At 58.5% G+C, this 25,442-nt stretch carries 22 protein-coding genes; 9 read left to right on the forward strand and 13 right to left on the reverse strand.

Annotated features, from left to right (window positions below):
• Positions 1-33: 33 nt before the first annotated feature.
• The 6 genes from HHJ18_RS11575 to nosZ all read right to left on the reverse strand — a co-directional run bounded on the left by HHJ18_RS11575 (position 34) and on the right by nosZ (position 7,841).
• The gene (locus HHJ18_RS11575; protein WP_296915438.1) at positions 34-585 is read right to left on the reverse strand and encodes a nitrous oxide reductase accessory protein NosL; all 552 of its coding nucleotides are present in this window, start codon (positions 583-585) and stop codon (positions 34-36) included.
• A complete protein-coding gene (locus tag HHJ18_RS11580; RefSeq protein WP_296915440.1) occupies positions 582-1,406 on the reverse strand; it encodes an ABC transporter permease subunit in 825 nt (274 codons plus the stop codon). Before HHJ18_RS11580 ends, HHJ18_RS11575 begins: the two co-directional genes overlap by 4 nt.
• Positions 1,390-2,328, reverse strand: a complete 939-nt coding sequence (locus tag HHJ18_RS11585) for an ABC transporter ATP-binding protein (RefSeq protein WP_296915443.1) — start codon at positions 2,326-2,328, stop codon at positions 1,390-1,392. Before HHJ18_RS11585 ends, HHJ18_RS11580 begins: the two co-directional genes overlap by 17 nt.
• Positions 2,318-3,589: a nitrous oxide reductase family maturation protein NosD gene (locus HHJ18_RS11590; protein WP_296915538.1), complete on the reverse strand. Its 1,272-nt coding sequence runs from the start codon at positions 3,587-3,589 to the stop codon at positions 2,318-2,320. The genes HHJ18_RS11585 and HHJ18_RS11590 overlap by 11 nt, the downstream gene beginning before the upstream one ends.
• Positions 3,590-3,599: 10 nt before the next feature.
• A complete protein-coding gene (locus HHJ18_RS11595; RefSeq protein WP_296915444.1) occupies positions 3,600-5,774 on the reverse strand; it encodes a 4Fe-4S binding protein in 2,175 nt (724 codons plus the stop codon).
• A gap of 138 nt (positions 5,775-5,912) precedes the next feature.
• Positions 5,913-7,841 (reverse strand): TAT-dependent nitrous-oxide reductase, encoded by a 1,929-nt coding sequence (gene nosZ / locus HHJ18_RS11600; protein WP_296915446.1) that lies wholly within the window; start codon positions 7,839-7,841, stop codon positions 5,913-5,915.
• A gap of 130 nt (positions 7,842-7,971) precedes the next feature.
• Here nosZ and HHJ18_RS11605 point away from each other — a divergent pair, with 130 nt between their 5' ends.
• From HHJ18_RS11605 to oppF, 6 genes are all read left to right on the forward strand, one after another.
• Positions 7,972-8,145, forward strand: coding sequence for a hypothetical protein (locus tag HHJ18_RS11605; RefSeq protein ID WP_296915448.1), 174 nt, complete (start codon positions 7,972-7,974; stop codon positions 8,143-8,145).
• A gap of 486 nt (positions 8,146-8,631) precedes the next feature.
• Positions 8,632-10,245, forward strand: coding sequence for a peptide ABC transporter substrate-binding protein (locus HHJ18_RS11610; protein ID WP_296915450.1), 1,614 nt, complete (start codon positions 8,632-8,634; stop codon positions 10,243-10,245).
• A 142-nt stretch (positions 10,246-10,387) separates the two neighbouring features.
• Complete coding sequence (oppB, locus tag HHJ18_RS11615) at positions 10,388-11,308, forward strand: oligopeptide ABC transporter permease OppB (RefSeq protein WP_296915452.1); 921 nt, start codon at positions 10,388-10,390, stop codon at positions 11,306-11,308.
• 12 nt (positions 11,309-11,320) lie between these two features.
• On the forward strand, positions 11,321-12,247 hold the full coding sequence (locus HHJ18_RS11620) for an ABC transporter permease subunit (protein ID WP_296915454.1): 927 nt from the start codon (positions 11,321-11,323) through the stop codon (positions 12,245-12,247).
• Positions 12,248-12,256: 9 nt separating this feature from the next.
• Positions 12,257-13,264 carry an oligopeptide/dipeptide ABC transporter ATP-binding protein gene (locus HHJ18_RS11625; protein WP_296915540.1) on the forward strand — a complete coding sequence of 336 codons (1,008 nt, stop codon included), beginning with the start codon at positions 12,257-12,259 and terminating at the stop codon, positions 13,262-13,264.
• Positions 13,257-14,246 (forward strand): murein tripeptide/oligopeptide ABC transporter ATP binding protein OppF, encoded by a 990-nt coding sequence (gene oppF, locus HHJ18_RS11630; protein ID WP_296915541.1) that lies wholly within the window; start codon positions 13,257-13,259, stop codon positions 14,244-14,246. Before HHJ18_RS11625 ends, oppF begins: the two co-directional genes overlap by 8 nt.
• A gap of 424 nt (positions 14,247-14,670) precedes the next feature.
• On the opposite strand, the gene HHJ18_RS11635 is transcribed toward oppF, so the two are convergent.
• The 6 genes from HHJ18_RS11635 to HHJ18_RS11660 form a co-directional block, all read right to left on the reverse strand.
• Complete coding sequence (locus tag HHJ18_RS11635) at positions 14,671-16,227, reverse strand: hypothetical protein (RefSeq protein WP_296915456.1); 1,557 nt, start codon at positions 16,225-16,227, stop codon at positions 14,671-14,673.
• Between the two features lie 50 nt (positions 16,228-16,277).
• Complete coding sequence (gene murI, locus HHJ18_RS11640; protein ID WP_296915457.1) at positions 16,278-17,141, reverse strand: glutamate racemase; 864 nt, start codon at positions 17,139-17,141, stop codon at positions 16,278-16,280.
• Positions 17,138-18,187 carry a GSU2403 family nucleotidyltransferase fold protein gene (locus HHJ18_RS11645; RefSeq protein WP_296915459.1) on the reverse strand — a complete coding sequence of 350 codons (1,050 nt, stop codon included), beginning with the start codon at positions 18,185-18,187 and terminating at the stop codon, positions 17,138-17,140. The genes murI and HHJ18_RS11645 overlap by 4 nt, the downstream gene beginning before the upstream one ends.
• Before the next feature lie 96 nt (positions 18,188-18,283).
• Complete coding sequence (locus HHJ18_RS11650) at positions 18,284-19,834, reverse strand: fumarate hydratase (protein WP_296915461.1); 1,551 nt, start codon at positions 19,832-19,834, stop codon at positions 18,284-18,286.
• 80 nt (positions 19,835-19,914) lie between these two features.
• Positions 19,915-20,595: an alpha/beta fold hydrolase gene (locus tag HHJ18_RS11655; RefSeq protein ID WP_296915463.1), complete on the reverse strand. Its 681-nt coding sequence runs from the start codon at positions 20,593-20,595 to the stop codon at positions 19,915-19,917.
• 106 nt (positions 20,596-20,701) lie between these two features.
• The gene (locus HHJ18_RS11660; RefSeq protein WP_296915465.1) at positions 20,702-21,313 is read right to left on the reverse strand and encodes a TetR/AcrR family transcriptional regulator; all 612 of its coding nucleotides are present in this window, start codon (positions 21,311-21,313) and stop codon (positions 20,702-20,704) included.
• 75 nt (positions 21,314-21,388) lie between these two features.
• On the opposite strand from HHJ18_RS11660, the gene maiA reads away from it, so the two are divergent.
• The 3 genes from maiA (at position 21,389) to fumC (ending at position 24,620) form a co-directional block, all read left to right on the forward strand.
• On the forward strand, positions 21,389-22,063 hold the full coding sequence (maiA, locus tag HHJ18_RS11665; protein WP_296915467.1) for a maleylacetoacetate isomerase: 675 nt from the start codon (positions 21,389-21,391) through the stop codon (positions 22,061-22,063).
• Between the two features lie 93 nt (positions 22,064-22,156).
• Positions 22,157-23,101: an MBL fold metallo-hydrolase gene (locus HHJ18_RS11670; protein ID WP_296915543.1), complete on the forward strand. Its 945-nt coding sequence runs from the start codon at positions 22,157-22,159 to the stop codon at positions 23,099-23,101.
• Positions 23,102-23,240: 139 nt separating this feature from the next.
• A complete protein-coding gene (gene fumC, locus HHJ18_RS11675) occupies positions 23,241-24,620 on the forward strand; it encodes a class II fumarate hydratase (protein ID WP_296915469.1) in 1,380 nt (459 codons plus the stop codon).
• Between the two features lie 70 nt (positions 24,621-24,690).
• Here the strand turns inward: fumC and HHJ18_RS11680 are convergent, their stop codons facing one another.
• Positions 24,691-25,293, reverse strand: a complete 603-nt coding sequence (locus HHJ18_RS11680) for a YqhA family protein (RefSeq protein ID WP_296915470.1) — start codon at positions 25,291-25,293, stop codon at positions 24,691-24,693.
• Positions 25,294-25,442: the final 149 nt, after the last annotated feature.

The raw sequence follows: 25,442 nt of genomic DNA on the forward strand, positions 1-25,442 counted from the left end.
GGGTGGGATGGTTCTTGTATCGGCATGCGGGACTCAACGTGACATGGACGTGTCGTTCACCACACCGCCGCTCAAGTTGACCATGTCCTCCGTGATCTGGGCAAAACGCAGCGCCTTTCCGCCTTCTTGCTGAGCGAATTTTTCAGCGTCCGGCAGGCTGGAAAAAGATCCGAGGGTAGGGCCCATGGAGCCCCGTTTGCGGCTTCCGCTGACATAAAAGGCGGTCCTGGCATCGATCCAGTTGGCACTCGGATGCTCCCAATCGGTCTTGCCCATATCCTGCACCATCACCGCGGTGAGTGCTCGTTTTTGCTCTGGCGCCAGTAACGCACTAAACAACTCGTTCAAGTCACAGAAAAAATCGGGCGTTCCTTCAACATAGTGAATCTGCCCTTTGGGTCCGGGGAAATCCTTCAGCAGCATGCCGTCCAGCACGCAGACGGTGTCACTGCCAGGCTCCTGCGCCACAACCACTTGCGGCGCGGCGCGCTTGCAAGCCGGCAGCAGCGCCAGCAGCGCCAGGCTGCCGGCATATTTCAAAGAGGTGAACAGGCCGTGTCGCCTGCCGATATTGAGCGCTTTCACTTGAATCTCCAGTTGGCGAATAGAAATGGCACGATGATCCAGCCCAGCATGATGCCCATCAACACCATCGGGTTGGTCAGGCCGTCCGGCATCACAGTTGCAAGGCCATACATGGTTTGCACCTGCTGAGAACTGAAGATGTTCAGCAGACGGAAGACATCCGCCGGATTCAGCATCAGCAAGCTGGCAAAGACGGTGCTGCCCAGGCTTCCCTTGCTAAGCACCAGCAGGCCCATCAACAGCAAGTCAAACACCAGCACAAAGAAAAACCAGGTCCCGATGGCCATGCCACTGGCGCGCATGCGGTCTTGCGCCACCACCGACAGCCACAGCGAAAGACTTAAAAAAGCCATTCCCATCAGGATTGCCGAGAAAACAAAACCTGCGTAATGGTAGAAGTCGCGTAGCCCCAACTGAGACGCCATGGGCAGCAATCCCGCTCCGAATCCCACTGCCGTTGCGCATGCGAGCGCAGCCGACAGGCCAAGATATTTACCGAGAAGGATTTCAAAGCGGGTGATTGGCATCGACAGCAGCAATTCCAGGGAGCCGCGTTCCCTTTCCCCGACGATGGCGTCATAGCCCAGGATCATGGCGATCAACGGCACCAGATAAATGACCAGGCTGACCAGACTCGCGATGGTGACGTCAATGCCGTGGAACCCGACGCTGCCCTGCTGCGCCGAGCCGAAGTAGGCAATGGCCAACGCAAACAGCGCAAAAATTACCGCTACCGCCAGCACCCACCAGTTGCGGATGCGCTCACGCCATTCATTGCCGGCTATGACGCGTACCTGCGCCCACTCAACGCGCAGCAACATGCGAGCCTCCGTAACCGAGGAACAGATCTTCCAGCGATGGTTCGTGTATGGCGATGTCCTGCAACTTGCCTTTCAGCGCAAACAGCTGTTCGAGCACCGCAAGCTTTTGCGCTGGCATACAGGAAATGCGTGCGAGATTTCCGCTCATCATGACTTCCACGCCAGTGATGCGCGCCAGCGCAGTTTGTATCCATGCCTCCTGATCAGGCGGCAGCGTCACATGAATGACTGACGGCATGACGCGCTGCGTGCGCAGCTGCGCCAGTGTCCCCTGGGCAGCAACACGCCCATTTTGCAGAATCACCAGACGATCGACCCGTTCTTGAATTTCGGCCAGGATGTGCGAGGTCACGATGATGGTGGCACCATCGGCTTGCACCTGACGAAGAATCTCATAAAAATCATGGATGCCCTGCGGGTCCAGACCGTTGGTCGGTTCGTCGAGAAAAATAAGGTCCGGCTTGCCGAGAAGGACCTGGGCAAAACCCAGCCGTTGGCGCATTCCCTTGGAATAGCCGTTGACGCGCCGGGTCGCCGCATCGGCCAGTCCGACGCGCTCCAGCAGTGCCGCGCAGCTGCTGCGCGGCACCTGCTTCAAATCAGCAAACAAACGCAATACTTCCAACCCGGTCAAATTGTCGTAAGTCACAAAACTTTCCGGCAGGTAGCCGATGCGGCGGCGCACCGTTCTGAAATCGCGACCGTCGATCAGTACATCGTGCACCCGAATCTCGCCCGAGTCTGGCGCAATCAGCCCCAGCAGGAGCTTGAACAGCGTGCTTTTACCGGCACCATTGGGGCCGATCAATCCGAACATCTCGCCTTGCGCCACCGACAGGCTGATGCCGTCAACAGCTGCTACGTCGCCATACCTTTTGCTGACGCCAAGCACTTCAATCACGTTCATTTTTTCACTTGCCATTCCAGCGTCTCCAGTCTTTGTGCAAAGGCTCCATGCGCGGGGTCTTGTCCACAATGCTGGGCGCGCGCAAGACCGGGAACTGGCGCGCGACAAAACGCAGCGTCTGTATCGAGGGGCTAGACAACAGAAGTTTGAGCAGCGGATATTGCCAATTGAGCCGGTCCACCACATCGTTCGCTTCATAGGCCATGTCGCCAAGACCGTCGGCGTTCTGGTCCCAGCCGTTGTAATTACTCCAGTAATTGCCTTGACTGCGGCCCCACTGCACATCGCGCGAAGCCACGTACTTGACTTGCTCCTGGTTGCCGATGAAGTCGTTGCCGTCAACCTTGTTGTTGCCCGAACCGGCCGTCAGGTGGATGCCCACGCGGTTGCCTATGACCAGATTGGCTTTGACGGTGTTGTACTCGGCGTCATAGATAAAAAACCCGCGGCCGTTGCCCGCGACCACATTATTTTCAATCACCGAGTCCTGAATCGTGCGCAGCATGATGCCGTGATCGGTATTGCCCCAGGCAACGTTGTTGCGAACTGTCAGGTCGCGCACTTCCATCAGTGCCAGGCCACCGCGATTGAGGTAGGACTCGTTGTTTTCCCAGGTGCTGTGATGGGTATTCATGTAGTGCGTGCCATAACGCAAATGATGAATCTTGTTGCCGCGAAAAAGCGCATTGCTTGATACGTCGACATATATGCCATCGCGCGTGAAGCTGATGTTGTTGTCAAGAATCTGCACCCCGTTCATGTTGAAGACCTGAATGCCATTGCCGCGCGCCGCCGACAGCAGATCTCGCTTGCCGGTAATGACATTGCCAATCACGCGCGCATCTTTGGATTTCTCAAGCCACACGCCAAAGAGGTTGTAGACCAGCGCGCAATCGCGTACCAACGCGCGATCCGAACCCGCCTCTAAAAAAACGCCGGCGTCTTTGGCGCTCAGATCAACCCCGCTGTCGCGAAGGATGAAACCCTGGATCTGCACATCGGGCGCGCGCACCCGTATCACATGGCCGGTGCCTTGGGCGCTGATGGTGGGCCGGTCAATGCCTTGCAGCGTAAGCGGCTTGTCGATCAACAGCTGTTCGGCATAAAAGCCGCGTGCCACCTGCACCGTGTCGCCCGGTTGGGCGGCGTGGATCATCGCGGCAATCGACTCGCCGGGCTTGACCAGAAGCACGGCGCTCCAGGCCGCCTTGGCCGACAGACCGAGACATCCGGCCAGCAGCGCCGTTGTGGCTAACCTGCTGAATAGCAACGACATGTTCACGACGCTATGCTTTCCTGCTGGCCAGTTCGGCTGTTTTGTCGGACAGATTGCGACGCACGCTGTCAAGGGAAATAAAGTAACCCCCGGCATTAATGGGCGTCAGCGGCAGTCCTTGGTTTTCGCGTGATTTGCGCTCCTTGACCAGCGGTGGACAGGCATGGTCGTCGTAATACAAAACCATGCAATCGAGGCACGTCATGCATTCCATCGGGTCTATCTTGCCGGCCGCATCAATCGCATGGGAGCCGCATCCGGCTGCGCAGGCATGGCAGGTTTGGCATTCCGCCTTGCGCTTGAGCCGGAACAATGGAAACTTTCCGGGAATGGCCAGACCGGCCCCCAAAGGGCAGATGTATTTGCAGTACGGGCGTTCGCTGAAAAACGACCAGCCGAGAATGCCGCCGATAAAAACCCAAAACGGCCAGGTCCGGTTCCACACGCCGACAATGAACGTCGTCTTGAACGGCTCGATTTCAGCCAGCTTTTCGGCCGTCTCCATTGAATAAAACGACACGCCGAGCAGGATGAAGAAGACGCCGTATTTAATCCATTTCAGTTTGTCATGCAGCGCTTTAGGCAGCAGGCGCTGAAATCGCTTCAGGCCCAGCCACTGACCGGCGCTGTGCATGAGTTGCTGCAGTGATCCGAACGGGCACAACCAACCGCAAAACACGCCACGCCCCCAAACCAGCACCGTGACAACGATGAATACCCAGAAAATAAAAATGAACGGGTCCGACAGGAACAACTCCCACTTCCACTGGTTTAGCATCGAATGAAACCAGGTCATCACCTGCGTGATGCTGGGCTGCGCCTTAAGGTAGAAGCCCAGGAAACCGACGCTGGCAATCCATAGTAGATGGTGCGGCACCGCTGTCCAGGGTTTGTGTTTGCGGGTGGACCGGCGCACCAGTTTGTCGCGCAGCGCATACAGCAAGGCAGTCGCGCCGAGGATCAGAACGAACAGGGTGATTTCAATTTTTTGATTTTTCCAGATTGATTTCCATGCCGCCTGAGGCCGGTCCACCTGTGGGCGCCCCCCTTCTAGGTAACGCGCAGGCAACCAGAATTCCTGGTCGAAATGCACGAAGGTCTTGCCGCCGGCGCTATTGGCCTTGTTGGCAAGCACTGTCAACTGCCACGGCCAGGCCGGATTAAAGTTGGGCGAGCGAATGATAAAAATCGCCGACTCTTTGAAACTCGGCACATCGGCCGGCTGCAAATGGTAAAGATTCAAGTAGTCGGTATCGCGAAAAGTGAAGGTCACAGGATCCTGGCGCACCTGTACGCGGTCAAAAATGCCACCACGCACATAACCCGAGCCTTTGAAGGTTTCCTGCCCATTACCAATGATAAAGATGGCGTGCTCATCAGGTTTCAAATCGTCCATCAGCCGCTTGTAGCCATGTTCGCCCAGCAAGCTGCGGCCGATTGACGGCGCATTGAGATAGCCGAAGTACAAGTCCATATAAGGACTGGACTGGTCCGCCAGGCCCATGTCAGACGCTCGCACCACCAGATGCTGCAAGCTGCCTTCTTTCAGCAAGGCTGCCCAGTCGAGCTCCTCCTTGACTGCGGTAAAGCGTGCTGGTGGCCGGGGTGTGCTTTTGATAAGACCAACCTGTCTACCGATTTCATAGGCGCTGCGTGAAATCACCTGGTTTTCGGCTATCGCAGTGACGGTCGCGCCGCTGATGGCATCCAGGCCGATGGCCTTTTCATCCTCCCGATCGCGGCCAATCACCAGCCTGGAAGCGGCAGTTTTTCCAATGTACTGGTCAATAAATTTAAGTAGCGCCGATTCGGGAATTCCGGCCAGCAAGATGGGCTCGGAATGCTTGAGAATGCGCACCCCGGTAATGACGCCGCTGGTGTCCATGCCGATCAACGTGATGATCGGCTTGCCGGAATAAGCAGGAATATCCACCACGTCGGTCGAGAGAAAAACATAACCGACCAAACGAGTTTTCCCGCCTTCGATCGCATATGCATCCACGTAACTGGGTGCGCCCTTGCGCTTGGAAAACTGCTGCGCAGCAGGCATGACGTCGCGGCAGGGCGCTGCCGCGCACAGGTCGGGCCCGTGCAGGGTTTGCTCGGACAACTCGGCGTCGTAAATGGCCGCGTCAGCGTGCGCTGCAAACAGCTGGCTGAACAGGATGGCCAATACGATCAACATGGGGCGCAACAAGCGCCCGTAGTGCACTAAATGTTCCATACGAAAACTACGGTCCAATTGCGTCAGTATCCGGCCCGACGATGTATTGAAGCCAAGCCAGTTGCGCGGTGCGCGCCCTGCTTGGCCTCCGGCGCGAAATTACGCCTCAATCAGCAAGCGGCTGCGCATTTCGAGGTGCAGCGCATGGCAAAAGTGAGTGCAGTAAATCCAGTAAGCACCGACCCGGTCCGCCTTGAATGTCACCGACTTGGTTTCTTGCGGATTGACGATAAAGCAGATGTTGTAAGTCGGAACCGCACACCCATGGGTCAGGTCCTCGACCTTGTCATGGTTGGTCAGGGTGATCGTGACTTCGTCACCCTTTTTGACCTTGATGATCGGCATGCTGAAGGCGGGTGCCTGCGACATCAGGCGCACATGAACCTTGTTACCCTTGCGTTCAATACCGGCGTTCTCGGCCTTGACCGCATTCGGGAAGTCGTCCATGTTGTAGATCTGGCGTGTCTTGACGACATCACGGCGCACGATGATGCCGTCATGTGGCTCGGGATAAGCTGTGTGCTCGGCAATCGTCGCCATTTTTTCGCCACTGATGTTGATCAGCTGTTCGGTCTCCGGATGCAAAGGGCCGACCGGCAAGAAGCGGTCTTTGGAAAACTTGTTGCCCGAATTGAAGTACTTGCCGTCCGATTCCTTGGTTTCACCCATCGACGAATAACCGTGACCGGGCTGAAAATTCACGTCGATCCGGTCGAGCACTACTTTGGCCGCCTTGTCGCCTTTGAACTGGGCGATGGCCTGAGCGATGTTCCATTTGACGACCTGGCTGTCAAGGAACAGGGAGGTGTAGGCGTTGCCCTTGCCATCAAAAGCGGTATGCAGCGGTCCCAAGCCAATTTCTGGCTGAGCCACCACCACCTCTTTCAAGTCTTTCAACTCGCCAGCAAACCATTTCAACACCAGCGCCAGCTCAATCACGGAAGCGGTCGGCGACAGCTTGTCAGCGGTTACAAAATATTTTCCGTCCGGTGAGGCATTCACGCCATGCGGATTTTTTCCCAGTTGGACATAACAGGTGACGGCTGCTTTCGGGTCTGCATTGGCGGCTTTGCGGCCATCGACCACCGGCACCTTGGAGCTGCCTATGGTGGTGAATTTTCCATCCTTGACCATTTTCTCGATGCGCTCGATGTGAAAGAACGTGCAGGCATCGCGTTCGGCCGTCATCATGCCCGCCAGATCCATGGCATTTTCGGTGTTGTAGTTGGTTGAGCCCGCCAGCTTGCCGTCATACGAAGTGGCAACCAGTTCCATGTTGCCATCGATCCGGCACTGCCAGCGCACTTCCATTGTCTCTGCGTCAACGCAGCTGAACAGGCAGCCCCACTTGCTCGGGTCCTCTAGATCACGCCCGTCGTTGGGCAGCGGCGTATGAAATTCCTGACCGCAAAACACGCGTGTGGTGTAGTTAATTTTTTCATCCACCGGATCTCGCTTGTCGGTAAAAATGCCGTGAAAACCCATCACGTTCGGCAACTCGGTAATCTTGTCGCATTCCATGGTGTCCATGCGAATGCGCGCCAAACGGGAATGGATCTTGTCGTTGGTGAACAACCAGCGGCCGTCGTAGGTGCCATCCTTGTAGCTGCCATGCACATGGTGGGTGTCGCCGGTGGTGTACTTCAGGCTGCCATCGGGCTTGGTGCCCATGATCGCCTTCGACTCATTCGTAATGCCCCAACCGACCATTGGATCAATGTTGAAGATGGGAATGCGGCGCAGCGTCCGGCCGGAAGGCACGCCCAGAATTCGGGCTTCGCCTGAGTGGCCGCCACTGGAAAAATGGTAGTAGTCATCAAGTTGCCCTGGCGCCACTTCACGCCCGAGCGCGGGCGCGCTCGCTGCCGCAGCGGCCGGCTTGGCAGCAATTTCGTCCTTGCAACCAGCCAGACCCAGTGACACGCCGGCGCCGGTTAATCCTAGCAAGGCACTTTTGCCGAGGAAGTTTCGGCGCCCGTTGGCTTTCAAGAGGTCTTCATCGAGCCGGTTTTTTTTCACTTCTGTCATCGGTTTTTCCTAACTTTAGTAACTGAAAATTTGCTCTGTCTGCAGCCATGCAGGGGCCGCGAATTGATGGTCTGGCCTTGTCGTGTTGTACCGCGCCGCGAAGGTAGATATGTTGTCATCTCATGCCGTCATGAAAACGATCAGCATTGGTGCGTATCGCGAAGATCCAAAGTTTCCTATTGTCCGGCGGGTGCTTACCTTGCGTTCGTTCGATAGCGAACTTAGTATTGCTTTCTTACAAGTTCTGTCGGTTCGTGCGCGCGCTAAAAACATTTTTTTTAAAACAAATTATTTATGCATTTGAAATGCATCTTATCACAGATGACATGTTCAACTGTTGGATTGCAAGCTGGCGACCATACGGTCCATCTACTTTTTCCGTTTCAGAAACTTTGTCTTGGCCCCTGTCTGGCGACGCCAAAATCGCCAAGTGGTTGCTGCGTCTATGTACACGCTCAACTTTTTCATAGATGCAGTTGCATAACTATTTATGCCTGTAGCCCAGAAAAAACAAGCGCAAGCTGCTATCGAAGTAATAGCAAGTTCGCCAGCTTTTAAAGTTTGGATTCCTGGCGGTCTGAACTGTATTGGCGCCGCGCGAGTGACTGATTTCCGCGAAATGTGCGCGCTCTCAGTCGCTCTGTTCGGCGATATTAAGGCCGGTGATGCTGGGTGTATAGTCGCGGCCAAACTAAAGCCAAGCGTGCTCGTTCCTAACCAGAGCAGGGTCACGGCACAAAACCTTGGGGGCCAAAAGCTCGCCAATTTTTTAACTATGAGTAAGGCAAGCATGAACTCGAAATGCTCTTTGAAGGCGCTTAGCAGCGCCCTGTTGCTGGCATGCGCAGCGCTGGCCCATGCCGCAACGGTGCCTGCTGGCGTCAAGTTGCACGACAGCCAGGAATTGGTTCGCAACAATGGCTCGGAACCCGAAACGCTGGACCCCGCTTTGGCTTCCGGGGTACCGGCTAACAATGTCATCCGCGATCTTTTTGAAGGCCTGACGGCGACTGATGGCCACGGCAAGGTGGTCCCCGGTGTTGCCGAGAGCTGGAAGCAGAGCGACAAAAACACCTGGCTTTTCAAGCTGCGCAAGAACGCCAAATGGTCTAACGGCGACGCGGTGACCGCCGCAGATTTTGTTTACGGCATTCGGCGGTTTGTTGATCCGGCCACGGCGTCAACGTATGCGGCCACTTACGGCATCTTCCTGCTCAACGCCAAGGAAATCACTGCGGGAAAAAAGCCCGGCAGCGAACTTGGCGTGAAGGCGATTGATCCGTACACGCTGGAAATCAAGACACCTTTTCCCGTCGGCTTTCTGCCCGATGTTCTCTCCAACCTGCAGGTCGGTCCGGTACACAAGGCGAGCGTTGAAAAATTCGGCAAGGACTGGACCAAGCCGGCCAATATCGTCGGCAATGGTGCTTTCATGCTGAAAGACTGGCAGGTCAACAGCAAAATCACGCTGGCCAAGAGCCCCACGTACTGGGACGCAAAAAATGTGCAGTTGAGCAAGATGACCTACCTGTCGGTAGAAGACGGCAACGCCGATGTCAAGCTGTACGAATCGGGCGAGAACGACTGGGTCTACCAGCTGCCGCCGGGCAGCTATGAAAAATACAAGGCGCAGTACCCAAAAGACATTCGCAACACCGACATGTTGGGCCTGCGCTACTACTCGCTCAACAATGCAGACCCGGCGTTCAAAGACGTTCGCGTGCGCAAGGCGCTGTCGATGGTGATTGACCGCGACATCCTGGCCAAGCGTGTGACGGCCGATGGGCAAACACCGGCTTACGGCGTGATTGTCAAGGGCACTTCAGGCGCCGATGTCACCGCGTATGACTGGGCGACCTGGCCCATGGACAAACGCCTGGCCGAAGCGAAAAAGCTGATGGCGGCTGCCGGCGTTGCGCCCGGCACGAAATTCAAATTTGCCTACAACACCAGCGACTACCACAAGAAGATGGCCATTTTTGCGGCCTCCGAATGGAAAACCAAGCTGGGCATTGATGTGCAACTGGAGGCACTGGAGTTCAAGGTGCTGATCAAGAAGCGCACCGACAAAGACTACCAGATCGCCCGCAACGGCTGGGTGGCCGACTACAACGATGCCACCACCTTTTTGACGCTGGTGCAGTGCGATTCGGACCAGAACAACCAGGGCAACTGCGACCGCAAGGCCGCCGCGCTGATCGATGAGGGCAACCAGTCCATGGACCCGGCCAAGCGTAAAACGCTGCTGACCCAGGCTGCCAAAATGATCATGGACGACTACCCCATGATTCCCTTGCTGCAGTACACCGTGCCGCGGCTGGTCAAGCCTTATGTCGGCGGTTACTCCAACACCAACGCGCTGGACCGCTACCGCGCCAAGGACATGTACATCATCAAGCACTGATGGTGGGCGCCTGATTGGGTGTCATGAGAAAGTGAAACAGGCGCTGCGTGGCGCCTGCATTTTTTTAATTCACCCCGACGAGGTGGGCGCCGTATCAATGATTCAACGTGTACGGCATTAGGTTCCTTCGGAGAAAAGTTTCATGTGGTCCTACACCTTCAGGCGCATTCTCGCGACGATTCCGACGCTGCTCGCCGTTGTGACCGTTTGCTACCTGCTGCTGCATGCCACGCCGGGTGGGCCGTTTGACGCCGAGCGTAAGGTTTCTGCGGCAGTCCTGGCCAATCTGCAGGCCAAGTACCACCTTGATCAGCCGCTGTGGCAGCAATACCTGCATTACCTCAACAATTTGCTGCATGGCGACTTGGGCGCCTCGTTTCGCTACGCCGACTGGTCGGTCAATGAACTGGTCGCCAACGCGCTGCCGGTCTCAGCGGCGATAGGCGGCGGGGCGATTGTGATTGCGCTGTTTGTCGGGATTTTTCTCGGCACGATTGCCGCCTTGCGCCAGAACAGCGCGGTCGACTACTTGGTGATGCTGCTCGGCAACGCCGGCCATGCGTTCCCGTCGTTTGTTGTTGGACCGGTGCTAATTCTGGTGTTCGCAATCTGGCTCAGGCTGCTACCTGCCGGAGGCTGGGATAATTTTTCGCCGCGCTTCATGGTCTTGCCCATGCTGCTGCTGGTGTTCATCAACGTCGCGACCATCGCCCGCGTCATGCGCGGCAGCCTGATTGAAGTGCTGCACAGCAACTTCATCCGTACTGCGCGCGCCAAGGGCCTGCCCATGCGCACCATCATCCTGCGCCACGCCCTCAAGCCCGCCTTGCTGCCGGTGGTGTCCGTCATTGGCCCGCTGGCCATTTCCTCCATCACTTCGGCCATCGTCACCGAGTCGGTGTTCTCGCTGCCGGGCTTGGGAAAACTGATTGTGAACGGAGCTGCCAACCGCGACTACACGCTGGTGCTCGGGCTGGTGGTGCTGGTGACGGTGATTGCGGTGCTGTTCAATCTGCTGGTCGATCTGGCTTACGCCGTGCTCGATCCGAAGATTCGCTATTGAGCGGGGGCTGACATGCTGTTGAAGAATAAAAACGATTCGCTGGTTGCCGCCTTGGGCGGTAGCCTGGGCCAGAGCCTGGAGGGAGCGGTGGTGGGACGCAGCCCGTGGGCCGATGCGCGCGGCCGCTTTGTGCGCAACAAGGCGGCCCTAATCAGCCTGTGCCTGCTGCTGCTGATCACGCTAACCTGCATCGTCGGGCCTTGGCTGCTGCCTCACGCCTTTGACAGCGCTGACTGGGACGCCATGAGCCTGCCGCCCAGCCTGAAGAACTGGCACTTGTTTGGCACCGACGAGGCCGGCCGCGACTTGCTGGTGCGCAGTCTGGTGGGCGGCCGCATCTCTCTGATGGTTGGTTTTCTGGCGACCCTGTCTTCCGTCACGCTGGGCATTGTCTGGGGTGCGACGGCCGGCTTCATGGGCGGCAAGGTCGATGCCTTCATGATGCGCGTGGTCGACATGATGTACGCCGTTCCGTATTTGCTGATTGCCATTTTGATGGTGACCATCCTGGGGCGCGAGTTTTACCTGGTGGTGCTCACCATCACGGTGTTCTCCTGGATGGACATGGCGCGGGTGGTGCGTGGCCAGACCCTGTCTCTGCGCTCCAAAGAATTCATCGAGGCGGCGCGCGCCCTGGGCGTGCCGACGCGCCGCATCATCTCGCGCCACATCGTTCCCAACCTGCTTGGCGTGGTGGTGATCTACACCACGGTTACCGTTCCCGGCGTGATATTGACCGAGTCGGTGCTGTCCTTTCTGGGCCTGGGTATCCAGGAGCCCATGACGAGTTGGGGCGTGCTGATTCACGATGGCGCGGCGGTCATGGAAGTGTCGCCCTGGATGCTGCTGTTTCCGGCGGGCTTGTTGTCGGTGACGCTGTACTGCTTTAACTATATCGGCGACGGCCTGCGCGATGCGCTCGATCCCAAGGACCGTTGAGGCAACCACATCATGAGTCTGCTAGAAGTCAAAAACCTCGGTGTCCGGTTTCAAACCCAGGACGCGCTGATCTACGCCGTCAACGGCATCAACTTTTCGCTCGAACGCGGCCAGACCCTGGGCATAGTCGGCGAAAGCGGCTCCGGCAAAAGCCAGAGCGTGCTGGCCATGATGGGCCTGCTCGCCCGCAACGGCGCGACCACCGGCCAGGCGTTTTACAAGGGCGAGGATTTGCTGACGATGAAGCCGGTAGCGCTCAACAAGATACGCGGCAACCGCGTGGCGATGATTTTTCAGGACCCGATGACCTCGCTCAATCCCTATCTGACGGTGGAGCGGCAGATGACCGAGGTGCTGCAGTTTCACAAGGGAATGAATCGCAAGTCGGCGCGCGCCCGCTCGGTCGAACTACTGGACGCCGTGAAAATACCCGAAGCGGCGAGCCGCATCACGATGTACCCGCACGAATTTTCCGGCGGCATGCGCCAGCGCGTGATGATCGCGATGGCGCTGCTGTGCGAGCCTGAAGTGCTGATCGCCGACGAGCCGACGACCGCGCTAGACGTCACAGTGCAGGCGCAGATCCTGGCGCTGCTGCGCGACTTGCAGCGGGACTTCGGCACCGCCATTGTCATGATCACGCACGATCTGGGCGTGGTTGCCGGCTTGTGCGACGAGGTGATGGTGCTGTACGGCGGGCGCGTAATGGAGCAGGGCGCGGCCGAGAGCATTTTCTACAGCGCCTCTCATCCCTACACCGTGGGTTTGCTCAAGGCCATACCGCGACTCGACGCCGACGATGCCGCGCTGGTCGCCATTCCAGGGGCGCCGCCCAACATGGCCAGGCCGCCTCTCGGCTGCCCGTTCAACGAGCGCTGCGCGCTGGCCAGCGCCGATTGCCGCGAAACCCTGGCGCCCTTGCAGGCCGCCGCCGGCCATCCCGGCGTGCTGCGCGCTTGCCACCAGTCAGTGCAGGCGGTGGCCGAACTGAGCGCCGGGGATGTCAGCCATGCTTGATGCGGCCCAGCCCATTTTGTCGGTGCGCGACTTGAAAGTGCACTTCCAGGTCAAGAGCGACAAGGGCTGGCCCTGGTCGCCCGCCCGCACCTTGAATGCGGTCGATGGCGTTTCCTTCAACATCCGCGCCGGCGAAACATTGGGCGTGGTCGGTGAGTCGGGTTGCGGCAAATCGACGCTGGCACGCGCCGTGCTCAACCTGATTCCGGCGACTGCCGGCAGCATTGTCTGGATGGGGCAGGAGATGAACGGCGCCTCGCCCCAGCGCTGGCTGGCGGCGCGCAAGGACATCCAGATGATTTTCCAGGACCCGCTGGCCTCGCTGGACCCGCGCATGACGATTGCGCAAATCCTTGCCGAGCCGCTGCAGACGCACCACGCCGCCATGCCGCGCGACCAGGTGATGGCGCGCGTCAAGGCCATGATGCTGCGCGTCGGCCTGTCGGCGCAGCAGATCAACCGCTACCCGCACGAGTTTTCAGGCGGGCAATGCCAGCGCATCGGCATTGCGCGGGCGCTGATTCTTGAGCCCAAGCTGATCATTTGCGACGAGCCGGTGTCGGCGCTCGACGTCTCGATTCAGGCGCAAATCATCAACCTGCTCAAGGAGTTGCAGCAGTCCATGGGCCTGGCGCTAATTTTCATCGCCCATGACCTGGCGGTCGTCAAACACATCAGCGACCGCATTTTGGTGATGTATCTGGGGCACGCGATGGAGCTGGCGCACAAGAAAGCGTTGTATGCGACGCCGCGCCATCCGTATACGCGGGCGCTGCTGTCGGCCATTCCGATTCCCGATCCGCGGCTTGAGCGGCAAAAAGTCATCCAGATTTTGCAGGGCGATTTGCCGTCGCCGATCAACCCGCCCTCGGGCTGTGTGTTTAGAACCCGCTGCCCGCAGGCGATAGAGCGCTGCGCCAGCGAGGTGCCGGAACTGCGCCGGCTGGATGGGCTGAGTGAAGCGGCTTGCCTGCTGGCTTGAGGGCTGAGTTCGCCTGTTTAGGGGTCTTCTAGGCCTCTAGCCCAATAGCCACGGGCGCAAGCAGCTATCAAAATCATAGTATTCGTAGGTCGGGTTAGCGCAGCGTAACCCGACGATTGCGCGTATGGCGGTGCTGCCTTGAGCGGGATTTTTGATTTTGGCCGGATGAGTACTGGAAGAATAATTGCATGATTACAAGACCTGACCCCGGGCCTTTGACCCCGAGACCCTGGATGAGTAAATGCTTGACTACAAAATCTGACCCTGATGATCCCCAATTAGCGTGCCGCAGCTCTTTGAATTAGGATTTCTAATCTCGGCCGAACGGTTAACGGTTACAGGGTGAGTAACTGCATGATTGGGGATACCTCACCGTGGAGCGTCCACTTCAGTAAAGTGCGAATCACGAGAATTTTCATGTACGTTACTTTAATTTCACCAAGCCGCTATCAATCGACACCATTTCAAAAACTAAGCCCTGCCCTCGCGACGATAAACTTTTAAGTTCGGGCTCAATATTGCCAATCCTTGCGTTTTTTCGCAGGCTTTTACGGTAAGCAGCCAACATGGTTTCAGGTCCAGGCTCCATGGACAACACTGCAGGTAGCGCCGAAATGCGCATGTTTTTAGTTGCAACAAATCTGCTTGCCTCGTCCAGCGACGTGAATGTCACCCGGACAAAAGGCTGATCAGGGTATTGCCCGAGCATGGCCTTGTCCCAACGCTGCATAGATTCTGAGCAAGGGGCACAAACTGCATCAGACGCGAGCATTTGCACTATGAATCGCTGGTTGCGATCAATCATCTGAGTCAATGAAGCTATATCAATCACCTTAAATCCAGGCGACTCCGTCATTCCATTGCCAGCAGGATTATTCGCAGTGAACAGTTTCTTTTGCAGATCTAATACGCTCAAATCGCCATCGACCCGATTGATCAAACGGCCATCCTCGTACAGTAAATACGTGGGTATGCCGACAATACCTTGTGCAACCAAAATTTCGTGTTTAAAGGCCTCTAGCCATGGCTCCCAATACACAGCAATGTATCGCCCTGAATTGGGATTGAGTTTCGATAACTCCGAATAACGCCCAATGGCGCGCGTACAAAAACCGCAGGCCTTGTCATGCGAAGACAAAAGTACGATCAATTTGCCTCTCGTCTGACTAATGGCCGCTTGCAGCCTGCCCGGAGCGATATTTTCCACGATGTCGATTTCAGCGGGCGCCTTACTGGTTGTAGGAGTAGCGGTCTGAGTGGAATTTAATGGCAGTAGTGTGGCGATGTAATCGTCCAGATCACGGCGGTTGGTGATTTTCCCATCAATAATTTTGATGAATGAAGAGTATCTATCGTCCCCCCAGCGCCCAATCGCTACAACGGCAATCGCATTCTCTTTGTACGCCACCAAGTAGCTTGGGTGATTTGGGAAAAACAACCGGCTGACCGCACGAGATGGATCTAGCATTGGCATCCAGTTGTTCTCATAGCCGCCAGACGCACAAGGTATCGCGCACGCGATGAAACGATTAAACCCGTGCTGGGCAAAAAGAGTGTCATAGTGCCGCTGAATGAGCGTGGGAGAGTCGTCGCGCTGATGCAAATACTGCAAAATAGTGGTTTGACCTTCAACTGCTACGGCGTAGCGAGCCGAGGTGGCACCCGCCTCGGGCATCGATAGCGGAATTGTTGAGGCTTCAAATGGATTAAAAAATTCCTTTTTTAGTTCTGCGCGTGGGTAAGCCGACAACCAATCTGGTTGATAACGTTTACCGATTTGAGGTGTACTAGTTGCGGCGCTGTCGCTTAGCCTGTCCATATTAGCTGGACTGCCTGAGTTACCTCCCGCCAACCCATCGCCTGCAAATTTTTGAACTTGCCCAATGACTTTGAAAATATCATCCAAACCGGCCGCAAACGAGACTGAGCCGACTGAGGAAATGGAAAAAATCCAAAAACCAACGACTATTCTTTTAATCATGACTTCCCTTGAATTCTAGTAAACCTACTAATTATTTTATTGCAACAGAATCAACTGGAGGGCGTCGAGTGCAAGCTGTTCGAGCGTGTTGGGAGCAGATCAACCGGCTCATGCAGAGCCAGCCAGTGCGCCGCAGCCGCCTTTAGGGTGTACGCATCGCCCGTGGTGAGCAAGCTGATACGACCTGGGCCAGTTACTGCCGGGCCGATGCTGCCTGCAGCGGCGCGCAGCAAGCGCTGCGTTTGCCGCGCCACAGCCTCGCCTGTTTCTACCAGCGTCACGTCGGCGCCCACCAGCGCCTGCAGGTGATCGCCGGCGAAGGGGTAGTGGGTGCAGCCCAGTACCAGCGTGTCGATCTCGCCATTTTCAAGGCCGAATTGGCCCATAGCCCTTATGTTACGGGCACAGGCAGCTATGATTTCAGTAGCGCTTTCGGCCCCGGCCTGCGCCTTGATGCCGCGCTCGATGGCGTCTGCTAGGCCGTCGCAGGGCTGAAGCACAAACTCCGCCTGGCTTGCCAGCGAGTCCAGCAGCAGCTTGAAGCGGCTGCTGGCCAGCGTGCTGCGCGTGGCCATGACGCCTATGCGCCTGGTCCGGCTCAGCAGGGCGGCGGGCTTAAGGGCCGGCTCAACGCCGATGATGGGTAACTGCGGATATTCGGCGCGCAGCTGGTTGATGGCCGCTGCGGTGGCGGTGTTGCAGGCAATCACCACTGCCTTGACGTTTTTTTGGACCAGGTGAGCGGTGAGGGCGCGCGAGCGCGCCAGCACATGCGCGTCATCGCGCTCGCCATAAGGCGCGTGGCCGCTGTCGGCAATGTAGATGAAGTCTTCGAGCGGCAGCTCGGCCCGCAGCGCCTTCAGAACGCTCAGGCCGCCTATGCCGCTGTCGAAAACGCCGATGGGGGCGTTCATGCTGCGGGAATGAACTGGCGCTCCGCGCACCATGCGTCGAAGGTGTGCCTAAGGTCGTCAGGAACCGAGAACAGAAAATCGACGTTGAGGGGGTGGCTCGCCACCATGAAGTGGCGCACGGCGTCGAGCAGAACATCGCCTTGCCGGCGGTCTTTGTCGCGCTTGACGGGGTTGCGCTCGGGTTTGTCGGCCAGCCAGAGCTTGTGTAAGCCCATGAAGCGGGGGTCGGGCACCGTCAGCGGACAGGCTCTGCCGCGTTCGGTGGCGACGACAGCGCTTACTGGGCTGCCCAGTAACAGCCATTCTTGCTCGATTAATGTTTGCATGGGTAAAAAGGCTTCTTCTTTTGGCAAGGGGTGGCAACTGGGTGCCGCCAAAAGCTCTACCTCGTAGCCGTCAGCGTCCAAGGCCTGGTAGGGCTTGCGCGGGTTGATTTTGTAGCTGGGGTCAATGCTTCTTAAAACGCTGAAAAGGGTTTTGCGCGTTCCTTTTTTTTTGAAATCGGTCCCTGCGAAGGTCAACGACGCCGGAGTGTCCCGGCACCACGTCAAGTCAAAGTCTTGCGTTTCTTCGTTGCCTGCTGGAAAGATGGCATTGGCGGCCCATTCATAGCCCGAAAATGCGTTTGTCCCCACGACCATCAGGTCCGTGCCCAGCAAACCTTCAATATCCAGCTTACGCAGGATTTCAGCCTGCTTGTCGGGTAGCGTGGGCATCCGCAAGCGGCGGTATAGCGTTGCGCGGGTTTGAATCAGCGCGTCTGCGGAAGCTGCCCGCTCAAGCGCCTGCTTTTTCTCTTCGGTAAACGATGCAAACGTCTGCTCGGTTTCTGGGCTTCGCGCGCCGTGGCTGGTGCCGTTGTCAGTTCCGTTTTGTTTGACGTACAGGTACTGAGTGCCCGAGCGTTCGGCCCAGTACATTGACGCTGGTAGAGCCTGCAGAGACTGACGAGCGCTCAGCCAGAAGCTGTAAGCCTGTTCAAGATTGGCTGCTATGCGTTGTGCGTCGCTCGAAAACGGCAAATACTGATGCTTTTCATAGATCATAAGTCTATGATTTTAAACGATTTGCACCGAAAGCGCGGATTTTGACGTGAATCCGGTGCAAAACGGCGGCGAATGGGTGTTACCGCCAGAGTGCACTCACCCCGCAGCGACCGCAATCCCCTTGAATTCGCCGCTGGCAATCTTTTTTTGCCACTCCGCCGGGCCGGTGTTGTGCACGCTCGTTCCCCCGGCATCGACCGCCACGGTGACGGGCATATCGACCACGTCAAACTCGTAAATCGCTTCCATGCCCAGGTCGGCAAAGCCCACGACTTCAGCATGCTTGATCGCCTTGGACACCAGGTAAGCGGCGCCGCCGACCGCCATCAGGTAAGCGCTTTTGTGCTTCTTGATGGCTTCAATCGCGACCGGGCCGCGCTCGGCCTTGCCGACCATGGAGATCAAACCGGTCTGCGCCAGCATCATCTCGGTGAAGCCGTCCATGCGGGTCGCCGTCGTTGGGCCGGCTGGGCCAACGGCTTCGCCCTTGACCGGATCGACCGGGCCGACGTAGTAAATCACGCGGCTGGTGAAATCGACCGGCAGCTTTTCGCCCTTGGCCAGCATGTCGGCAATGCGCTTGTGCGCGGCGTCGCGGCCGGTCAGCATTTTGCCGTTGAGCAGCAAGGTCTCGCCCGGCTTCCAGCTAGCGACTTCTTCACGGGTCAAAGTGTTGAGGTCAACCTTCTTGCTCTTGACGTAATCAGGCGTCCAGTTCACGTCGGGCCAGGTATCGAGCGATGGCGGCGTCAAGTACACAGGGCCGCTGCCGTCCATCACGAAATGCGCATGGCGCGTGGCGGCGCAGTTCGGAATCATGGCGATCGGCTTGCTGGCCGCGTGCGTCGGGTACAGCTTGATCTTGACGTCGAGCACGGTGGTCAGGCCGCCCAGGCCCTGCGCGCCGATACCCAGCGCATTGACCTTTTCAAACAGTTCCAGGCGCAGCGCCTCGACCTTGGTCAGCGGTGCGCCGGAGGCGGATTTGGCCTGCAACTCGTACATGTCCAGGTCGTCCATCAGGCTTTCCTTGGCCATCAGCACGGCCTTTTCGGCGGTGCCGCCAATGCCGATGCCGAGCATCCCCGGCGGGCACCAGCCGGCGCCCATGGTCGGCACGGTCTTGAGGACCCAGTCGACTACCGAATCGCCGGGGTTGAGCATGGCCATCTTGCTTTTGTTCTCGCTGCCGCCGCCCTTGGCCGCCACGGTCACTTCCATCGTGTTGCCGGGAACGATTTCAGTGAAGATCACGGCCGGCGTGTTGTCCTTGGTGTTCTTGCGGTCAAACTGCGGATCGGCCACTACGCTAGCGCGCAGCGTGTTGTCGGGATGGTTGTAGCCTTGGCGTACGCCTTCGTTGATGGCGTCGTCAATGCTGCCGGTGAAGCCGTCCCAGCGCACATCCATGCCGACTTTCAAAAACACGTTGACGATGCCGGTGTCCTGGCAGATCGGGCGGTGCCCGGTCGCGCTCATCTTGCTGTTGGTCAGGATCTGCGCAATGGCGTCCTTGGCGGCCGGGCTTTGCTCGCGCTCGTAGGCGCGCGCCAGATGGGCGATGTAGTCGGCCGGGTGGTAGTAGCTGATGTACTGCAGGGCGGCGGCAACGGATTCGATGAGGTCGGCTTGTTTGATCGTGGTCATGGCGGGTTCTGTGGGTTTTTGGATTCCGGCGATTATCCCCCCGGCAAAACCGCAGGCCACGCCAAACAAGCTGGACCGCTTCAGTGAGCGTTGCGAAGAAAGTTGGCGAAGAGCGCTGCCGATTCCGCCGGCTTTTCGAGCGTCGGCAGATGGCCGCAACCCGCCAGCTGGTGGAACTTGGCGTTCGGCAGGGCATCGGCCAGCTTGCGCCCGATAGCGGCCGGGACCAGTACGTCTTCTGCACCCCACAACGCCAGCACTGGCATCTTCAATTCTTTCAGGCGAGCGGTGAGTTCTGCCCGCACAGCCAGTGCCCTGGCTTGGGCGGCACCCGCAGCGCCGCCAACCGCCCGCGCCATCTCTAGAAAAGTTACTGCCGAACCGGTGGCTTCCTTGTGCACTACCAAGCCGGCCAGCATGCCATAGACCGCGTCGGGCGTCGCTTCAAGACCGCTGGCCAGATCGGGACCGCCAGCTTGCGGCGCTGCAGGGTCGCAGCCCATCAGCCAGAGCGCCGTGACCCGCTCGGGCGCCGCCAGGGCGATTTCCATGGCCAGGTTGCCTCCGTAAGAGGTCCCGACCAGCGCAAACGTTGCGGGTGCTCTCGCCAGGATGTCAGCCACGCTGTCGGCTAAAAGAGGCTTGGGTGACATCATTACCCGGGCGTCAATCTGGTCGCCCAATTTGGCGATCACGTCGCTGTACAGGCGTTCGTCGCACAGCAGTGCGGGAATGAAGAGGGTCGCAATGGAGGTGGACATTGGCAGCTTTCTGAATAACGAAGGGAGGGTTAGATATCAAGGGATCAAAATCAGCTCGGTGTCAGGCCGAAGGCTGGTGGCGCCCGTGCCTGAATGAAGGCAGCGGTCATGGCAAGGCCAGCAGCATCTGCGCCTGATCCAGCAGCATCTTGATGCGGGCCGCAGGAATCCCGGCCTTGCGCAAGGTGATGGCGCCCATGGCCAGCGCCAGCGCTGCGCCGGCACGGTCTTGCGCAAGCTGCGGTGCAAAACCGGCGCGCACCAGCAAATCCGTGACGAGCGCGGCAACCCTGGCGATGTGGCCCTGGCTGTAGGCGGTGAGTTCCACATCGTGAGGCGCAAGTTCGGTCACCGAGTTGACGAAAAAGCAACCACGCGTCCCGCCGTCGACATCGGCGACAGCGGCCAGCACGGCCCGCACGGCGGCAAGCGGGTCAGGCGCGGCCTCGGCGGCGGCGCTGAATGTGGTGAAGCATTCATCGGCATACGCATGGACGGCCGCTGTGAAAACTCCCTGCTTGGAGCCGAAGCAGCCGTAAAAACTCGACCGGCTGAGCCGCATGGCACCTAGCAGGTCATCCAGCGAGGTCGCCTCGAAGCCTTTGCGCCAGAACAACTCAAGGGCGGTTTGTAAAACAGTTTCCGGCAGGAACTGGCGCGGCCGGCCCGCAGCGACAGGCGTTTTTTGCAGATGAACGGAGGCAGCGATTGGCAACATGCCGTACATTATGGACCAATCAGTCCGAAAATCTGCGGATTTAATTCAATCCACTTCAACCCCATAAAGGTCATCATGAACAGCCCGCAAAACCAGCCGCACTTTGAACTTTTCGCCTTCTGGCGCACCTCGGCCACCTACCGCGTGCGGGTAGCCCTGAACCTCAAGGGATTGACCGCGCATGAACGCATCGTGAACCTGGACGCTGGCGAGCAGCGCAGCGAAGCATTTTTGAAGATCAATCCGCTGGGTGCGATTCCGGCGCTCGTGGAGCCTGGCCATGCGCCGCTGACCCAGTCGCTGGCGATTCTGGAATTCCTCGATGAATTTCAGCCGGCCCCGCCCCTGCTGCCCAAGGACCTGCATGGCCGGGCGCGCGTGCGTTCGCTGGCTGCCATGCTGGCGGCCGACACGCACCCGCTGATCACCCCGCGCGTGAAGAAATACCTGGCGTCTTCGGCAGCCGGTTTTGACGATGCCGCCTGGCGCGCCTGGCAAATCCAGTGGTTCGGCACCGGCCTGGCCGCTGTCGAGCAGCGTCTGGCCGCTGACCAGGAAACCGGCTCGTTCTGCCATGGCGACACCCCCACCGTGGCCGATATCGTGCTGGCCAGCATCGTGGTGATGACTCGCCTGTTCAAGATCACGGTGCCCAACACGCCCACCATAGACCGCATCATGCAGTCGTGCGATGCGCACGCCGCGTTCGCCAGCGCGGAGCCTGCCCGCCAGCAGGGTGCTCCGGCCTGAGCCGTTCTGGATGCGATTTGCCCTTTTTCTTTTTCCTCAACTTCCCAATCTCTCATGAAAACCCACACAAGCAAACAGTTCCGCACCTACTTGATGGCTGCCCTGACCGCCAGCGCCACCCTCGGGCTTGCACCGCTGCAAAGTGCGCATGCCGCCGCGCCATTCGTTAAAACGTCGGCACCCGGCTACTACCGCATGATGCTGGGCGACTTTGAAGTCACCGCCTTGTCGGACGGCACCGTGGACTTGCCGGTGGCCAAGCTGCTGACCCACACCACACCGGCCAAAGTCAACAAGGCACTGGCCCAATCGTTCATGAAAGCCCCGGTCGAAACATCGGTCAACACCTACCTCATCAACACCGGCAGCAAACTGGTCCTGATTGACACCGGCGCGGCCAAACTGTTTGGCCCGACCCTGGGCAACCTGCTGGCCAACCTGAAAGCTGCAGGCTACCAGCCCGAACAGGTCGATGAAATCTACATTACCCACATGCATCCTGACCACGTCGGCGGCCTGATGGACGGCGACAAGATGGCCTTCCCGAATGCGACGGTGCGCGCTGACAAGCACGATGCTGATTACTGGCTGAGCCAGGCCAATCTGGACAAGGCTGCGCCTGAGGCCAAAGGTTTCTTTCAAGGCGCGATGGCGTCGTTGAATCCTTATGTCAAGGCCAGCCATTTCTCGACTTTTGAAGGCAGCACCAACCTGGTGCCCGGCATCAAGGCGGTCGCCGCGCCCGGCCATACCGCCGGCCACAGCGCCTACATGGTGGAGAGCAAGGGACAAAAGCTCCTGCTGTGGGGGGATGTGGTTCACGCGGCGGCGGTGCAATTTGACGATCCTGCCGTCACCATCGAGTTTGACGGCGATGCCAAATCAGCAGCGGTGCAGCGCAAGCAGGTCTTTGCCGACGCCGCCAAAAACGGCTACCTGGTGGGCGGCGCCCACATTTCGTTTCCAGGCATTGGCCATGTGCGTGCGAGCGGCAAGGGTTACGCCTGGGTGCCCGTGAACTACGCCGTGGTTCGCTAGACCCGACGCGCGTCATCCGATAAAAGGGAAGGACCGCTTTGCGGCCTTTCCCATTGCCGGCACAGGCATCTTGGGGTGACATCGGGTGGTTTTGGACTGATACTTGCCGTCCCACCATTCGACAGCCCCAGGCTCTGCCATGAAGACACGTACCGAACGCGATACCTTTGGCCCGATTGAGGTGCCCGCCGAAAAATTATGGGGGGCGCAAACGCAGCGTTCGCTGCAGAACTTTGATATTTCGGGCGAGCAGCCGCCGCCCGAGCTGATCCGGGCGCTGGCGCAGATCAAGCGCTCGTCGGCCCTCGTCAATCACGCGCTGGGCCTGCAGGACGAGAATAAAACCCAGGCCATCGTGACGGCGGCCGATGAAGTGATTGCCGGCCAGCACGCGAACGAATTTCCGCTGGTGGTCTGGCAGACCGGCTCGGGCACCCAGACCAACATGAACGTCAACGAAGTGCTGGCCAACCGCGCCAGCGAACTGCTGGGCGGCGAGCGCGGCGATGCGCGGCTGGTGCATCCGAATGACGACGTGAACCGCAGCCAGTCGTCGAACGATGTGTTTCCAACCGCCATGCATGTATCGGCGGTAGAGGGCATCACCAATCGGCTGCTGCCGGCGATTGAAAAGCTGCGCCCGACTTTGGCGCGGAAGGCCAGGGATTTTGACGGTATCGTGAAAATCGGCCGTACCCATTTGCAGGATGCGACGCCGCTGACGCTGGGCCAGGAGTTCTCCGGCTACGCGACGCAACTCGCGCACGGCGCGGCGCATGTGCGCGATGCGCTGCCGCATCTGTATGAACTGGCGCTGGGCGGAACCGCCGTCGGAACCGGGCTCAACGCGCCCAAGGGCTATGCCGAACAGGTGGCGGCTGAACTGGCGCGGCTGACCGGTTTGCCGTTTGTCACGGCGCCCAACAAGTTCGAAGCGCTGGCCTCGTGCGACGCGCTGGTCCATGCCCACGGCGCGCTGAAAACGCTGGCCGCCAGCCTGATGAAAATCGCCAACGACGTGCGCTGGCTTGCCAGCGGCCCGCGCAGCGGTATTGGCGAGCTGAGCATTCCCGAGAACGAGCCGGGCTCGTCGATCATGCCGGGCAAGGTCAATCCGACGCAAAGCGAGGCGCTGACCATGCTGTGCTGCCAGGTGTTCGGCAACGACGTGGCGATCAACTTTGGCGGCGCGTCGGGCAACTTCGAGCTGAACGTGTTCCGGCCGATGATTGCGCACAACTTCTTGCAAAGTGTGCGCCTGCTGGCCGACGGCATGGTGAGTTTTAACGACCATTGCGCCGTCGGCATCGAGCCGAATCGCGAGCGCATTGCAGAGCTGGTCGGCCGTTCGCTGATGCTGGTGACGGCGCTCAATCCGCATATCGGCTACGACAAGGCCGCTTTCATCGCCAAAAAGGCGCACAGGGAGGGAAGCAGCCTGCGCGAGGCGGCGATTGCCTCGGGCCATGTCACGGCCGAACAGTTCGACGCCTGGGTGGTGCCGCAGAACATGGTCTGAAAAAGGCGCTATCTGCTATCGTTTAAATAGCTGATAGCACCCGTCCTGATTGCGCTAGAGGCTTATTTGATCAATGTTTTTGGGCCGCGATGCCCGACATGATCTTGTCGGTGTAGGCAATAGCCAACGCAGAAAGCAGGAACGCGATGTGAATCACCGTCTGCGCAATCAGCACCCGGTCGCTGTAGTTGTCGGCATTGATGAAGGTTTTTAGCAGGTGAATTGAACTGATGCCAATAATGGCCGTGGCCAGCTTGACCTTCAACACTGAAGCATTCACATGGCTCAGCCACTCGGGCTGGTCGGGGTGTCCTTCCAGGTCCATGCGGCTGACAAAGGTTTCATAGCCGCCCACGATCACCATGATCAGCAGGTTGGAAATCATGACCACGTCGATCAGCGCCAGCACGACCAGCATGATGACGGTCTCATTCAAGGCCGTGATGGGCGTGGTGGTTTTGTAGCCGATGCTGCTGATCAGCGCCTGCACGGCGGTCTGGCTGCCAAAGGCGGCTTCGATCAGATGCATCAACTCCACCAGGAAGTGAACCACGTAGACCGCCTGCGCGGCAATCAGCCCCAGGTAGAGCGGCAACTGTAGCCAGCGGCTGGCAAAAATCAGCTTGGGCAGCGGGCGAAGTGGGGAGGCTTTGGGCGCGATGGGTTCTGTCATGGAGGGGTTCTGAGTTTTGCTGGATTGTAGAGGCCCACCATAAGCCCCGAGTGGCGCCTGGAACTTGTAAGATTCAAGCCAGTCAGTGCTTTGTAAGTGCGAAACCCGACAGTAACGCGCATTCCCATGTCAAACCGGAGACAACAACC

It is taken from the genome of Polaromonas sp. (genome assembly GCF_012927455.1).
Taxonomy (GTDB): domain Bacteria; phylum Pseudomonadota; class Gammaproteobacteria; order Burkholderiales; family Burkholderiaceae_C; genus Polaromonas.

What these genes read in the sequence shown, in the direction of transcription:
- HHJ18_RS11580 (WP_296915440.1), bottom strand. Translation starts at nt 1,406, where the DNA reads ATGTTGCTGCGCGTTGAGTGGGCGCAGGTACGCGTCATAGCCGGCAAT.
- HHJ18_RS11585 (WP_296915443.1), bottom strand. Translation starts at nt 2,328, where the DNA reads ATGGCAAGTGAAAAAATGAACGTGATTGAAGTGCTTGGCGTCAGCAAA.
- HHJ18_RS11590 (WP_296915538.1), bottom strand. Translation starts at nt 3,589, where the DNA reads ATGTCGTTGCTATTCAGCAGGTTAGCCACAACGGCGCTGCTGGCCGGA.
- HHJ18_RS11595 (WP_296915444.1), bottom strand. Translation starts at nt 5,774, where the DNA reads ATGTTGATCGTATTGGCCATCCTGTTCAGCCAGCTGTTTGCAGCGCAC.
- nosZ (WP_296915446.1), bottom strand. Translation starts at nt 7,841, where the DNA reads ATGACAGAAGTGAAAAAAAACCGGCTCGATGAAGACCTCTTGAAAGCC.
- HHJ18_RS11605 (WP_296915448.1), top strand. Translation starts at nt 7,972, where the DNA reads ATGAAAACGATCAGCATTGGTGCGTATCGCGAAGATCCAAAGTTTCCT.
- HHJ18_RS11610 (WP_296915450.1), top strand. Translation starts at nt 8,632, where the DNA reads ATGAACTCGAAATGCTCTTTGAAGGCGCTTAGCAGCGCCCTGTTGCTG.
- oppB (WP_296915452.1), top strand. Translation starts at nt 10,388, where the DNA reads ATGTGGTCCTACACCTTCAGGCGCATTCTCGCGACGATTCCGACGCTG.
- HHJ18_RS11620 (WP_296915454.1), top strand. Translation starts at nt 11,321, where the DNA reads ATGCTGTTGAAGAATAAAAACGATTCGCTGGTTGCCGCCTTGGGCGGT.
- oppF (WP_296915541.1), top strand. Translation starts at nt 13,257, where the DNA reads ATGCTTGATGCGGCCCAGCCCATTTTGTCGGTGCGCGACTTGAAAGTG.
- HHJ18_RS11635 (WP_296915456.1), bottom strand. Translation starts at nt 16,227, where the DNA reads ATGATTAAAAGAATAGTCGTTGGTTTTTGGATTTTTTCCATTTCCTCA.
- murI (WP_296915457.1), bottom strand. Translation starts at nt 17,141, where the DNA reads ATGAACGCCCCCATCGGCGTTTTCGACAGCGGCATAGGCGGCCTGAGC.
- HHJ18_RS11645 (WP_296915459.1), bottom strand. Translation starts at nt 18,187, where the DNA reads ATGATCTATGAAAAGCATCAGTATTTGCCGTTTTCGAGCGACGCACAA.
- HHJ18_RS11650 (WP_296915461.1), bottom strand. Translation starts at nt 19,834, where the DNA reads ATGACCACGATCAAACAAGCCGACCTCATCGAATCCGTTGCCGCCGCC.
- HHJ18_RS11655 (WP_296915463.1), bottom strand. Translation starts at nt 20,595, where the DNA reads ATGTCCACCTCCATTGCGACCCTCTTCATTCCCGCACTGCTGTGCGAC.
- HHJ18_RS11660 (WP_296915465.1), bottom strand. Translation starts at nt 21,313, where the DNA reads ATGTTGCCAATCGCTGCCTCCGTTCATCTGCAAAAAACGCCTGTCGCT.
- maiA (WP_296915467.1), top strand. Translation starts at nt 21,389, where the DNA reads ATGAACAGCCCGCAAAACCAGCCGCACTTTGAACTTTTCGCCTTCTGG.
- HHJ18_RS11670 (WP_296915543.1), top strand. Translation starts at nt 22,157, where the DNA reads ATGGCTGCCCTGACCGCCAGCGCCACCCTCGGGCTTGCACCGCTGCAA.
- fumC (WP_296915469.1), top strand. Translation starts at nt 23,241, where the DNA reads ATGAAGACACGTACCGAACGCGATACCTTTGGCCCGATTGAGGTGCCC.
- HHJ18_RS11680 (WP_296915470.1), bottom strand. Translation starts at nt 25,293, where the DNA reads ATGACAGAACCCATCGCGCCCAAAGCCTCCCCACTTCGCCCGCTGCCC.